Origin of the sequence: Actinomyces urinae, assembly GCF_900119695.1 — a bacterium.
GTDB lineage: Bacteria > Actinomycetota > Actinomycetes > Actinomycetales > Actinomycetaceae > Gleimia > Gleimia urinae.
Genome location: NZ_LT632546.1, coordinates 46,904 through 59,155, shown reverse-complemented (window position 1 = coordinate 59,155; position 12,252 = coordinate 46,904). Strand labels below are relative to the sequence as shown.

The 12,252-nt window shown below is 57.6% G+C and carries 12 protein-coding genes; 8 read left to right on the top strand and 4 right to left on the bottom strand.

Annotated elements, in window-relative coordinates:
• The first annotated feature begins 83 nt into the window (after window positions 1-83).
• Window positions 84-407 (top strand): DUF3039 domain-containing protein, encoded by a 324-nt coding sequence (locus BQ7114_RS00755; protein ID WP_072340655.1) that lies wholly within the window; start codon window positions 84-86, stop codon window positions 405-407.
• 176 nt (window positions 408-583) lie between these two features.
• Here BQ7114_RS00755 and BQ7114_RS00750 read toward each other — a convergent pair whose 3' ends face one another.
• Window positions 584-1,930, bottom strand: a complete 1,347-nt coding sequence (locus BQ7114_RS00750; RefSeq protein ID WP_072340653.1) for a nicotinate phosphoribosyltransferase — start codon at window positions 1,928-1,930, stop codon at window positions 584-586.
• Window positions 1,931-1,988: 58 nt separating this feature from the next.
• Here BQ7114_RS00750 and clpS point away from each other — a divergent pair, with 58 nt between their 5' ends.
• The 4 genes from clpS to BQ7114_RS00730 are packed head-to-tail and all read left to right on the top strand — an operon-like array spanning window position 1,989 to window position 4,499.
• Entirely contained in the window at window positions 1,989-2,294 is a 306-nt protein-coding gene (gene clpS / locus BQ7114_RS00745; RefSeq protein WP_072340650.1) for an ATP-dependent Clp protease adapter ClpS, read from the top strand.
• The gene (locus BQ7114_RS00740; RefSeq protein ID WP_072340648.1) at window positions 2,284-2,886 is read left to right on the top strand and encodes a DUF2017 family protein; all 603 of its coding nucleotides are present in this window, start codon (window positions 2,284-2,286) and stop codon (window positions 2,884-2,886) included. Before clpS ends, BQ7114_RS00740 begins: the two co-directional genes overlap by 11 nt.
• Window positions 2,887-2,889: 3 nt before the next feature.
• A complete protein-coding gene (gene murI / locus BQ7114_RS00735) occupies window positions 2,890-3,705 on the top strand; it encodes a glutamate racemase (RefSeq protein WP_072340645.1) in 816 nt (271 codons plus the stop codon).
• Window positions 3,702-4,499, top strand: a complete 798-nt coding sequence (locus BQ7114_RS00730; protein WP_072340642.1) for an MBL fold metallo-hydrolase — start codon at window positions 3,702-3,704, stop codon at window positions 4,497-4,499. Before murI ends, BQ7114_RS00730 begins: the two co-directional genes overlap by 4 nt.
• A gap of 78 nt (window positions 4,500-4,577) precedes the next feature.
• Here BQ7114_RS00730 and rdgB read toward each other — a convergent pair whose 3' ends face one another.
• Complete coding sequence (rdgB, locus tag BQ7114_RS00725) at window positions 4,578-5,198, bottom strand: RdgB/HAM1 family non-canonical purine NTP pyrophosphatase (protein WP_072340638.1); 621 nt, start codon at window positions 5,196-5,198, stop codon at window positions 4,578-4,580.
• A gap of 92 nt (window positions 5,199-5,290) precedes the next feature.
• Complete coding sequence (gene rph, locus BQ7114_RS00720) at window positions 5,291-6,055, bottom strand: ribonuclease PH (protein WP_072340636.1); 765 nt, start codon at window positions 6,053-6,055, stop codon at window positions 5,291-5,293.
• Between the two features lie 32 nt (window positions 6,056-6,087).
• Between rph and nudC the strand changes: the two genes are divergently transcribed.
• On the top strand, window positions 6,088-7,035 hold the full coding sequence (gene nudC, locus BQ7114_RS00715; RefSeq protein WP_072340633.1) for an NAD(+) diphosphatase: 948 nt from the start codon (window positions 6,088-6,090) through the stop codon (window positions 7,033-7,035).
• Window positions 7,036-7,311: 276 nt separating this feature from the next.
• Window positions 7,312-9,438 carry an ATP-dependent DNA helicase UvrD2 gene (locus tag BQ7114_RS00710; protein WP_072340628.1) on the top strand — a complete coding sequence of 709 codons (2,127 nt, stop codon included), beginning with the start codon at window positions 7,312-7,314 and terminating at the stop codon, window positions 9,436-9,438.
• 90 nt (window positions 9,439-9,528) lie between these two features.
• On the opposite strand, the gene BQ7114_RS00705 is transcribed toward BQ7114_RS00710, so the two are convergent.
• Window positions 9,529-10,542, bottom strand: a complete 1,014-nt coding sequence (locus BQ7114_RS00705) for a hypothetical protein (protein WP_072340626.1) — start codon at window positions 10,540-10,542, stop codon at window positions 9,529-9,531.
• Window positions 10,543-11,234: 692 nt separating this feature from the next.
• Here BQ7114_RS00705 and BQ7114_RS00700 point away from each other — a divergent pair.
• Entirely contained in the window at window positions 11,235-11,990 is a 756-nt protein-coding gene (locus BQ7114_RS00700) for a DUF981 family protein (RefSeq protein ID WP_072340903.1), read from the top strand.
• The last annotated feature ends 262 nt before the right edge of the window (window positions 11,991-12,252 follow it).

Below are 12,252 nucleotides of genomic sequence, written 5' to 3'. Positions count from 1 at the left end.
TACCGTTACGGCAGTTCGGGTATGAATCGTTGTGTGGGCCAGCGACGGTGGATCAGGGGATGGAAACTACCTAAACTAGAGGCATGTTCAGCCTCAACTTGGATGCGCCAGACCAGCCGCAGGCGCCAAGCGCGCCCTCGCGCTCAACCAGCACTTCGGTGCTGGAGCGAACCGAAACTAAAGAGCAACACTCTCCAGGTGATGGTGACCGATTTGCTCACTACGTGCGCCGCGACCGCGTAACCAAGTCTTTGATCACCGGGCAACCCGTGATCGCGCTGTGCGGCAAAGTGTGGATCCCCATGTCGGACCCATCCAAGTTCCCGGTCTGCCCGCGCTGCAAAGCCCTGCGCGATGAAATGGGGGCACACGGCCCCAACTGGCCCTACTCCGACGGTAACGAGTAACAGAGTCCATCAAACCCTGATAGGGAAACAAGCCCAGAAAAGAAAACCGCCCAAGGGGCGGTTTTCTTCATAAACGAGTGGCGGCCGCCAAACGCGGCCGCCACCAAACTTCCATGCGGGAGTGTCCCTTCTGAGAGGCTATTCCTCCCAACGAGGCTATCTCTCCAAACGCTGGGCTAGTCGTCGAGTTTGACCATCCTGGTGGGGATTGCCGGCTCGCCAGCTGACAGGCGCCACGCGGCGTACGGCAACTCGTTGCGCGACTGGCGGTGGCGTTCCGCGGCCGCCTCCAGCGCGCCAGGCCCCCACAGCTCCGAACGGATCTGCCCGCCCGTAACCAGCGGAATCTGCAGCGGACGGGCCCCCTCCGCCTCCAAAATCTTGTGTGCCTCCTGCACGGTTCCACCGGCAACGATGAGCTCTTCGGAGGCGTAGCCCTCCTCGTCCCTAATGCGGCCCGCGATCTTGCGACCGCCAACTGTGGACTTTGACGCGGACTTCTTCCCCACCTTCACCATGTTGCCGGCGCCATCTTCGCGCGCAACAAGCTTGTAGACGAGGGCGGCGGTGGGAACACCTGAACCCGTCACCATCTTCGTGCCTACACCGTACGAATCCACGGGAGCGGCACCCAGGGCGGCAATCGCGTACTCATCGAGGTCATTTGTCACCGTGATCTTAGTGGATTTCGCATCCAGCGAATCGAGCAGTCCGCGAACCTTAAATGCCAGGGCCACGAGATCACCAGAATCCAAGCGGACTGCGCCAAGCTCACCGCCCATCTCACGGGCGAGCTTCACACCCCGCTCCACTGCCTCAAAAATGTCGTAAGTGTCCACGAGGAGCGTGGTCGATGGGCCAAGGCTTTCAATCTGGAAGCGGAACGCGTCTTCTTCGCAGTCGTGTAAAAGCGTGAACGAGTGCGCGGACGTGCCAACGGTGGGGATTCCGTAGCGGATGCCGGCCTCCAGATCGGAAGTACCCACAAATCCTGCAATAACAGCGGCGCGGGCGGCCGAAACAGCGGCGCGCTCATGCGTCCTGCGTGCTCCGAAGTCCACGCACGGGCGGCCATGTGCTGCGATCGTCATACGCGAGGCGGCTGATGCAACCGCGCAGTCATGGTTCAAGATTGACAGAGCAAGCGTTTCCAAAAGCACGGCCTCGGCAAACGTACCCTCAACGGTCAGCAGGGGAGAACCCTCAAAGTAAACTTCGCCCTCGGCATACCCAAAAATGTCGCCCGAAAAGCGGAAATCCTTCAAATAGTCCAACGCCACATCAGACACGATCTTGTTCTTATGCAAGTAATCGATCTGGTGGGTAGAGAAAGTGAAGCGCTCCAGCGCCTCCAATATTCGGCCCGTACCCGCAACCACGCCAAACCTGCGCGTTGCGGGCAAACGCCGCCCAAAAAGTTCAAAAACGGACTTACGCTCCGCTGTTCCCGCTTTCAAAGCGGCGTCCAACATAGTGAGCTCGTACATGTCGGTTAACAGTGCTGTAGATGTAGAAGCAGGCATAAGTCGAGTTTATCCCCAAACCGGCACTTTGCGCGCCTCAATCTCTTAGGCTGAAAACATGAGTGCAACCCCCACAACCGCCACCCGCGTCAGGGCTGATGCCGCCACTACGCGCGAAAACCACGCGCAGTGGTGCACCGTGGTGTGGGATGACCCCATCAATACGCAGGCGTACGTCGTTGGCGTGTTCCGCCGCCATTTTGGCTATACCGAAAATCGCGCCCGCACCCTCATGCTCCAAGTGCACCACGCTGGTAAAGCCATCGTTTCAACCGGCCTTCGCGAACGCATGGAAGCCGACGTTTACGCAATGCATTCCTACGGCCTTAAAGCCACTATTGAGCCTGCGACTAATGCTACTTAGCGAATTCAGATCCACACCCGACGGTTACGAAACAACGATTGACGAGGACGTAGCTGTCTTATTGCAGACCCTGCTTGGCGAGACGATCCTCATCCTCGACGCGCCCACCCAGGAGCCTTTGTTATCCGCTCTTCTGTCGGAGGATGAGCGTGATGAGCCCGATGATCCCACGCTGAAGATCCTCCTGCCCTCGATGAGTAGCGATCCCGAAGAGGCCAGCATCCTACGCGCACTTACCGAAGATGCCTTGCGCACGCTCAAGACGGAACGCCTGCAGATAATCGGCCGCAAACTTGCCGAGTTAGCCGCCAGCGAATCGCGCACGTTCACCATCGAGCGTGAGGACGTGTGGCAGTGGCTGTCCGGCCTCAATGATCTCCGACTAGTTCTAGCTGGTCGCCTCGAGGTGAATTCTCCCGATGACACGCAACACTGGTACGAGCGCACCGCCACGCTCCTCGACCACGATTCTGCTAAGCCGCGCAAGATTAGTGCGGAAGAGCTTGTGGGCCTCGTATTCGTACTCGTATCTTGGTGGCAAGATTCACTACTTCAGGCGGTCCAAGAGGGAGATACTGCTAGTAACCTCTAAACTATGGATTCCGCTCCAATCGGCATACTTGACTCCGGCGTAGGAGGCCTCACTGTTGCCCGCGCGGTCATGGATAAACTGCCGGGTGAACAAATCCTTTACGTTGGTGACACGGCGCATTCGCCGTACGGTACAAAACCCATTGCCTACGTGCGCGAACTCGCGCTGGACGTCATGGACCGCCTAGCCGAGCGCGGCGTGAAAATGCTTGTAATCGCGTGCAATACGGCGTCGGCTGCCGTGCTTCGAGACGCGCGTGAACGGTACGAGGTTGACGCCGGTATTTCCGTAGTTGAAGTTATCCAACCGGCCGCCCGCCGAGCCGCCCGCACAACTCGAACTGGGCGAATCGGAATCATTGGCACCGAAGCCACAGTTACGTCCGGCGCTTATCTGGATGCGCTCGCGGCTGTTCCCGGCCTCGAAATAGTGCAACAAGCAGCGCCCAAGTTTGTTGAATTCGCTGAAGCTGGCATCACTACCGGCGATGAAGTGCTGGAAGTTGCCCGCGAATACTTAGAGCCAATTAAAGAGGCCGACGTTGACACCCTGGTGCTCGGATGCACGCACTACCCGCTACTGACCGGTGTTATCTCCTACGTGATGGGGGAGGACGTGCAGCTAGTGTCTTCGTCAGAGTCTGCGGCTCGCGACGTTTACCGCCGCCTCGTTGAAGAGGATAAGCTGCGTGACCCGGACCTAGGCGAGCCCGTCCCGGAGTTTTACGTGACCGGAGATGAGCGCAAGTTTGCCCCTCTGGCTAAGCGTTTCCTCGGCCCGCAGGTGGGAGATATTTCGCGCATGGAGGTGCACTCGTGAGGCTAACCGTGGTTGGATGCACCGGCTCCATGTCGGGGCCTTACTCCGCGGCGTCCTCATATCTGGTGCAAGCGCAAGGAGCAGACCCCCGCACCGGTCAGATGCGTACGTGGAACGTGATGATGGACCTCGGGCCCGGATCATTCGGTGCGCTGTGGCGCTACATTGACGCGCGGAAGTTAGACGCCGTCCTGTTTTCACACCTGCACGCCGACCACATGGGAGACGTCATTTCGCTGCAGGTGCACAGACGTTGGTATCCCACCGGTCCGCTACCGCCTCTACTACTTGCCGGGCCGGAAGGCATGATGGATCGTGTGCGCGGCATTGATGGGTACGCGCCTGAAGAAACCTATGACAAGGAGTTCGTGCCGGTGCAACTGGCCGACCGGGAGCCGCTTCAAGTAGGCCCGCTCACCATAACGCCGTACGCGGCCAACCACACGGTTCCCGCGTTTGGATTTCGCGTGGAAGGCCCCTCCGAGGGGGATCCTACGCGTCGCGTGGAGCTCGCCTACACCGGAGACACGGACACCTGCGACAGCATTCAAGACATGGCAAATGGGGTCAGCCTACTTCTGTCTGAGGCTGGCTTCACCCGTGCCGACACCGCCCGGGGCATCCACCTAACGGGCGGGAGGGCCGCGAAAATAGCGCGCGAGGCAGGCGTGGAGTCGCTTGTCCTCACCCACATTCAGCCCTGGACCGACCCGAAGATCGTCATTGCGGAGGCGCGTGAGGAGTGGGACGGCGCGATATCCACCGCATACGCGGGAGCCACCTACTCGCTGTAAGGATCGGCAGGGTGGGCCAAGGAAGCTGAGCGCACCTAGAGCGGGTTAGCGGGCCCCTAAAGCGAAGAAATCCCTGCTTTAGTTAGCTTTTAGGGCCTCAACGATTCGCGGTGCAAGGGCCGTGAAAGCCTTAGCCCGGTGCGAAATCTTATTCTTCTGTTCCGGGGCAAGCTGGGCGTTTGTCTGGCTCATACCCTCGGGCACAAAGATCGGATCGTAACCAAAACCATTGTGGCCACGCGGCTCGTCAAGGAGCGTGCCGCGCATAACCCCAACCTCAACCGTTTCACTTCCACCCGGCGTTACTAGCGCGGCAGCACACACAAACTGGGCGCCCCGATGCTCGGCATGAACGTCGTGTAACTGCCCCAATAAGAGGTTCAGATTCCCCGCGTCATCGCCGTGGTGGCCCGCCCAACGAGCGGAGAAAATCCCCGGTGCACCGCCTAAAATATCCACGGCCAGGCCTGAATCATCAGCAACCGTAGGTAGACCCGTTGCCGCAGCCAGCGCCCTCGCCTTAATGAGAGCATTGCCCTCGAACGAGGTCGCGTCTTCAACTGGCTCCGGCACATCAAAATCGCGAGTAGTGGCAATCTGATCCGCCGTGAGCGCAGGCATCAGGGGAGTGAGGATTGCGAGTAGCTCATCCACCTTATGTCTGTTCCCAGTAGCTAAAACCAGCTTAAAATCGGGCATCGTCTTGCCTCCTGCACATTTGTTTCCAGCTTCTACCGATCTTCGGCAGGGCCCTTTTCCTCTTTGGACGCCTGCAATTTTGCGTTGAACCGTTACAGTTCCTCAGCTAACGCAGCCAACTGGATCTCACGCAGCTGCTCACAGCCAACCTGGGCCAAACCAAGTAGCTGGTCAAGCTCACCTCGGTCAAACGGGGCGTGCTCGGCCGTGCCCTGCACCTCAATGAACTTACCCGACCCGGTCATCACCACATTCATATCCGTGTCAGCGCGCACGTCCTCCTCGTACGGCAAATCCAACATTGGCACGCCATCGATAATGCCTACTGAAATAGCCGAAACCGAATCCGACAACACCTTACGATTTGCCTTATCAGGCGCGATCAAGCCCTTTTTCTGCCCCCAGCTAATCGCGTCGGAAAGTGCCACAAAAGCACCCGTAATTGACGCGGTGCGAGTGCCCCCATCGGCCTGCAAAACATCGCAGTCAAGAACAATCGTATTCTCACCCAAAGCCGCTGTGTTCACAACCGCGCGCATACTGCGGCCAATAAGACGGGAAATCTCGTGCGTACGGCCCCCAATCTTGCCGCGCACAGACTCGCGCTGCGAACGCGACGAGGTTGCACGCGGGAGCATCGCATACTCGGCCGTCACCCAGCCCTCGCCACTACCCGTGCGCCAACGCGGCACGCCCTCAGTCAAAGACGCCACACAAAGTACGCGAGTATTACCAAACTCGATCAGGCAAGACCCCTCCGCATTATCAATCCAGCCGCGCTGAACCCTAACTGGACGAAGCTCGTCAAGCGCGCGCCCATCATGCCTGACCATTGAAACATTCTTCGAATCACTCATACTTCAACCGTACCGCGTAATAGCGTGGAAACATGAACATGCCACTACCGCTCTCGCAAGGTAACTGGAATCCCTGCACCTATGCGCGCCCATTCATTGATCCGCGAGCAGTCGCCAAACGTGCAATTCCAGCCAAAACAATGTACGACACCATTGCACAACACTGCGGCGGTCTCCAGGTTGAAACCACCTTTGCCTACCTGATCAGTGAACGAGGCAGATTCATTCCCAACTCCCAAGGCGGAGCAAGGCACGGCCTCGACGGCGTGGATCCGCACCAGATCAAACGAGTTTTCTTTCTCGGAGCGCAGGGCGGCGCGGCCCTCCTCGGCATTCAACTACACCCCACCGACAGTGACGGATACGCCGACCTGCGTCAAAACACCCACCTTGACTCAACGGATGTGCAACTTTTGGCAACCTGCTCGGGGCTGGCAAACTGGCACGACAACGGCGCTTTTTGTGCGCGCTGCGGCGAGCGTACAACCTACGCAGCCGCAGGGTGGGAGCGCAAATGTCTGGGCTGTGCACGCATCGAATACCCGCGCACCGACCCGTCAATAATCGTTGCGATTCATGATCAAAACGATCGCATTCTGGTAGCGCACAACACGCGGTGGCGGCCAACATACGCCTCCCTAGTAGCCGGATTCATGGAAATGGGCGAAGCACCCGAACAGACCGTCGCGCGAGAAACACTAGAAGAAGTTGGGCTACACGTAGATCGGATCGAGTACGTCGCATCCCAAGCATGGCCCTTCCCCCGCTCCCTCATGCTCGGCTACCGTGCGCGGGTTGTGGATGGAGCCGGGCTGGAACCGGTTGTGGACGGAGTAGAGATCGACTGGGCCCGCTGGTACACGCGTGAAGAATACGGCGTTGCCCTTAAAAATGGGCAGATAGAAGCACCCGGCCCAATTTCCATCGCCCGCGCCATCATTCGCCACTGGTACGGACAGCCCCTGCCCGGCGACGAGTAGCCTCGTTGCAGGCGCGCCGCTTTGGTGGGCAGGTGCCACCCAAGCCTGACAGCGGCTTTGGTTTCCTCTGCCCCGAGTAGTCACCCCGGTGCAACCCAGGGGCAATAAAGAGCACCTTCACCATCGCGCGGTCAATCTCTAAAACCGTTATCCAACGGCCTAAAAACCATGGAAAACCACGCGAATGAAGCAGGTTATGCAATCCACAATCAACGCGCCCACAATTTGCTGTCCGTCCCATAACGCATAATGGTTGAGGACAGGAGGTAACGCAGATTGGAACATAATCCAGACGCCCTACTTGAAGCGCTCGACCCGGAACAACGCCAAGTGGCCATGCAAGTTACTGGGCCGCTATCTGTGCTGGCCGGCGCCGGAACCGGTAAAACCCGAGCCATCACCTACCGGCTTGCCTACGGCAGCGCTATAGGTGCGTTTGATCCCGGATCCGTCCTCGCTGTCACCTTCACCCAACGGGCAGCCGCCGAAATGCGCACGCGCCTGCGAGACCTCGGCGTGCCCGGCGCGCAAGCCAGAACTTTCCACTCCGCCGCACTACGCCAACTTCGTTACTTCTGGCCACGAGCCATCGGTGGGCCCATGCGGCCCATCATGGACTACAAAGCTCCCATCGTCGCCAACGCCGCCAGGCACCTAGGGCTATCCATAGACAAGACTGCAATTCGCGACATGTCAGCAGAAATTGAATGGGCAAAAGTATCCATGATTGGGCCTGACGCATACGTTGACGCCGCCACCACGCAGCTACGCGAAGCGCCCGCCGACCTCGACCTTGAAACCATGGCAACCCTGCTGGCCGCATACGAAGATTCCAAAGACGAGCGGGGCGTCATCGACTTCGAAGACGTCCTCCTCCTGCTAACCGGCCTTCTGCAGGAACGCGACGACATCGCGCGAGCCGTGCGATCCCAATACCGCAACTTCGTTGTCGACGAATTCCAAGACGTGTCAGCCCTGCAGTTCGCGCTCCTCCAAGAATGGCTTGGCGGGCGGCACGACGTTTGCGTAGTAGGAGACGTGGCCCAAACAATCTACTCCTTCGCCGGAGCAGACCCGGCCTACCTCGTAAACTTCGAAAAACACCATCCCGGAGCGCGGCGAGTGCAACTAAACCGTGACTACCGCTCTACGCCACAAATCGTTTCAATCGCCAACAAAGTCCTCGAAGGAGCCACAAACGCCCGGCGCAGGAGCGCCCTTGCGAGCAAAGGCATGCCCGAAGGTGCCGTTCGACTTAAATCGCAGCGCCCCTCAGGGCCGGCGGTGTCTTTCGCCGCTTACGCCGATGACCAATCCGAAGCCGCCGGTATCGCCGCCCACATCAAATCCCTAACGGAAGACGGCATCCCACTTCAAGACATTGCGATCCTCTATCGCACCAACGTGCAATCCGAGGCCTTCGAGCAAGCGCTCGCGGACGCTGGCATAGGTTTCATCATTCGCGGGGGAGAGAAGTTCTTTGAACGCGAAGAAATTCGACGCGCGATGGTTATCCTGCGCCAGCTGGTACGCATTAACCTGCCCAGCGCTGCCACGAATTCTGGAGGAGGGAGTGAAGCCAGAAATCTAGACGCACCCGGTAAACCAGAACAGGTGGACGCTAGCGGGCTGAGCCTAGAAGAAAACACTGTTGAAGCAGTTAAAAACGTTGCCTCCGGGCTGGGGTGGACGGTGAAACCTCCATCGGGGCAAGGTGCGGTACGCGAAAAATGGGAGAGCCTTGACGCCCTCGTGAACCTTGCCATTGAGCGCGAAGATTTACCACTTGCCGAGTTTGTGCAAGAGCTCAATGAAAGAGCCGAAGCTCAGTTGGCCCCCACCATTTCTGGTGTCACCCTCTCATCACTCCACGCCGCGAAAGGCCTGGAATGGGAAGCCGTTTTCCTCGCGGGCGCATCCGAGGGACTACTACCCATCTCGCTCGCAAAAACACCGGAAGCGATTGAGGAGGAGCGGCGTTTGCTCTATGTGGGAGTGACCAGAGCGAAAACGCACCTCGTGGTTTCCTACGCCAAATCGCGCGGAGCAGGCAGAAACAAGACGCGTGAGAACTCGAGATTCCTCGACTCGATTTGGCCTGTCGAAGAGTACAAGCCCGTCAAACCTAAACGCGTTGCTCCCAAGTTAAAAGACGAGCTGGCCGATGCTCCCGAAGACGTAAAGCGCCTATTCGAAGAACTCAGGCAATGGCGCTTGCAGCTATCTCGGGAGATCTCCAAACCGACCTACACCACATTCACCGATCGCACGCTCATGGCCATAGCCGAGGCGAAGCCCGAAACGCTGATTCAACTGCGGACAATCCCCGGCATTGGAGCCACTAAGAGCGAAAAGTACGGCGTCGATGTTTTGAAGATTATTCGGGACAACGCGGGGGAGTGAAACGCGGGTGAGGGCCGCTTGGTCGTTGCGGTCTCGTTGCTCGCCAGGAGGCCGAGAGCGAAAACCCGCATTGCGCTCCCCGCTACCACATTAGCGAGTCCTCGATTTCGGTGACTTATCCTCTTCGGCTTGATCCGATTTCTTCTGCACCGGAACCTTCACGCTGGCAGGCAGGCCAGTGCATGAGCATTCACGGTGGACCGGCCAACTGAATCTGCCCACAACAAAATTCTCGTCAATGAACCGCACCTCGCCCGGCGGCAAACCATAACCGTCAATCTCATTCGCAACCAGGCGCGCGGTCATCATCGCAGAGGCCGTTATCAAGTCAGGGGAGAGGCTAGGAAATGGTTGATGGCGGCACTGAATCTGCAACGCGGGCCACTCCTCGTCTACATCGCGCAAGTTTCGGTCCACACATTCCAGGCACGGGGATCCGCCTGTGCGGACAAACGGGCCGACCTGGACGTTATCCTCGTTAAAAACCACTGGCAGCAACGGGATTCCTGAATCTTGCCACTCGCGGATTAACGAGTATGACGATGCCCTCGCGAACAACGCAATAATGAAATGTGGTTCAGATGCCAACGGTTTGCCCAAACCAACACTCTGATTTAACGTTGTGCGAGAAGAATTGCCCATGTCATCGCCCAAATACCGCAGGTCAAGTCGTTTGATCGACGCGCCGCGAAGCGACTTCACGAGGGCTGACAAATAGGTCCTCATCTTGAGGAACTGCGTGGGGTCGCCACAACTGTGCACCACTATGTCAACGCGGATCTGTTCGCGCTTACCAAGGGCAATGGTGGTGCCGTCTCTTCGCATTAGTCGCTTGCTGTCACTGGTTGACTGTGCTTCTGCGGCAAGCTGGGTTAGATGGCGCTGTTTTAGTAGATCTTCAAGCTTGTGGACGCGAGCTTCAGAAATGTTGCGCTTCTTCGCGCGTGCATGTGTGGCCGTGTTGGACGAGCGGAACTTCAAACTCTGCAAGTAGGACTGCTCTACGGGTTCAAGACCGGTGAGCAGTGTGCTCGCTGGCCCCATACCAACTTGTACGTCTCCGTTAGCGCGAACAAAAATGGCTGTTCCTTCACGAAGCTGCATTCTTCCTCCTTGGATCCGTGTGGGGCTCTACTTGTACCAACCGGGCAGCAGGTTGACCGAGCTTGTGTCTTTCTATGGCTCTCACGATTCCAGAATGTGATGGCAGGGTCCAGGGGTGGGCCGCCGCTGTGGAAAACCCGCTCTTTCATCGATTCAGACCCAATATGACGGAAAGTAGCCTCCGATCCGGTGCTTTCCCTCACGGATGTGGTGAGGGGTTTCCACTCTTGCCGGTATTCAGACCCAAAGTGGCCGAAACGGGGTGCTGTGTGGTCAGTTCCCCTCACGGATGTAGCTGTAGCCGCGGCCTCGTGCGTGATTCAGACCCAATGTGGCGGAAAGCAGCCTCCGATCCGGTGCTATCCCTCACGGATGTGGTGAGGGGTTTCCACTCTTGCCGGTATTCAGACCCAAAGTGGCCAAAACGGGGCGCTGTGTGGGCAGTTCCCCTCACGGATGTAGCTGCAGTTGAGCCGCGTTGCGGTATTCAGCGATGAGCTGGCGGCTAAAGAGCGCAAAGATTGTAGCTCGTCCCTATGTCAGGGATCACCAGCCGGTTTAGTAAATTTTTCTCTCTTATCTTTAGGAACTGATAACCCATAGGGCATTCACGGTTTTTAATTTTTCGGGCTAGCATTGAAGTTTAACCACGGAGGTAATCCGTTAAATCGATGTTTTTTGTAGGAGGCATCATGGATGAGTTCTTTTGGGGCGTTGAGAGCCCTGGCATGATCGACTGGGCGACTATGCCGACATACAACACGATTATGGCGGTGGCGGCAGGTGCCGCGCTGATCGCTTTGGCGATGATGCTGGGAGACTTGAGGAAGTCGCTGCAGGGCAAGCCGTTTAAGGCTGATGGCTACTCGATGGCGTTCGGTGCTCTTGGACTGATTCTGGTAACTACCGGGTTCCACATGACCACTACTTGGCCACTAGCAGCTGGCGGCTTCGCTTATGACAACATCATCTTCGGTGAGACCTGCCTCGGTTTCGGTGCGTTGCTGATCTTCGCTTCTTTTTACCTTTGGAAGCGTCGTAGTGATCTTATGGAGTCTAAGGACGCTTACTCAGATCTGCTGAGTACCGCGAAACCGCTTTCCATTTTCGCAGGTGGTTTGGGCTTGGGTCTTTGGGGTATCTCCCTGGCCGGCGTCATGTACAGGCTGTTCACCGCGCCGCCTCAGGAACCAATCTCCGGTTTCTTTGCTACCTGGCCTTGGTTCGAAGCAATCTTCTTGTCGGTTTTCTTCTTCGTCATCGGCCTGGCTTGCTTGCTGTTCCCGCTTGGCGTTTTCCGGGCCTCGAATCAGGCCAACAGCGAGGCTAAGGGCGGCGGTCTGATGGCTCTCGTGATGCGTTTGTGGATGATTTGCGGAATTCTGATCGGTCTGTTCGGTTGCTTGAACTTCTACACGCACATCGGACTCATCGTAAACACGATATAGCATTTCGTAACTTCAAAAATGTGGGAGCTTTAGCTCCCACATTTTCTATGTCAGGACTGATAAGAGAGGTCTCGTCGAGACGCACAGAAGCAGTAACGCGAAGATTCTGGTGAGCATATTTCCCTTGACCTTTCGAGACGCCGGAGCTCCAACCAATCCGCCCATCATTGATGCCAGGGCGAAGGCGATGATTATCGGCCATTCCGTGGTGAAATTTTTTCGATGCTCGAGATCAAACCTCTTGCAGATGAAATAACCATGG

What these genes read in the sequence shown, in the direction of transcription:
- BQ7114_RS00755 (WP_072340655.1), top strand. Translation starts at nt 84, where the DNA reads ATGTTCAGCCTCAACTTGGATGCGCCAGACCAGCCGCAGGCGCCAAGC.
- BQ7114_RS00750 (WP_072340653.1), bottom strand. Translation starts at nt 1,930, where the DNA reads ATGCCTGCTTCTACATCTACAGCACTGTTAACCGACATGTACGAGCTC.
- clpS (WP_072340650.1), top strand. Translation starts at nt 1,989, where the DNA reads ATGAGTGCAACCCCCACAACCGCCACCCGCGTCAGGGCTGATGCCGCC.
- BQ7114_RS00740 (WP_072340648.1), top strand. Translation starts at nt 2,284, where the DNA reads ATGCTACTTAGCGAATTCAGATCCACACCCGACGGTTACGAAACAACG.
- murI (WP_072340645.1), top strand. Translation starts at nt 2,890, where the DNA reads ATGGATTCCGCTCCAATCGGCATACTTGACTCCGGCGTAGGAGGCCTC.
- rdgB (WP_072340638.1), bottom strand. Translation starts at nt 5,198, where the DNA reads ATGCCCGATTTTAAGCTGGTTTTAGCTACTGGGAACAGACATAAGGTG.
- rph (WP_072340636.1), bottom strand. Translation starts at nt 6,055, where the DNA reads ATGAGTGATTCGAAGAATGTTTCAATGGTCAGGCATGATGGGCGCGCG.
- nudC (WP_072340633.1), top strand. Translation starts at nt 6,088, where the DNA reads ATGAACATGCCACTACCGCTCTCGCAAGGTAACTGGAATCCCTGCACC.
- BQ7114_RS00705 (WP_072340626.1), bottom strand. Translation starts at nt 10,542, where the DNA reads ATGCAGCTTCGTGAAGGAACAGCCATTTTTGTTCGCGCTAACGGAGAC.
- BQ7114_RS00700 (WP_072340903.1), top strand. Translation starts at nt 11,235, where the DNA reads ATGGATGAGTTCTTTTGGGGCGTTGAGAGCCCTGGCATGATCGACTGG.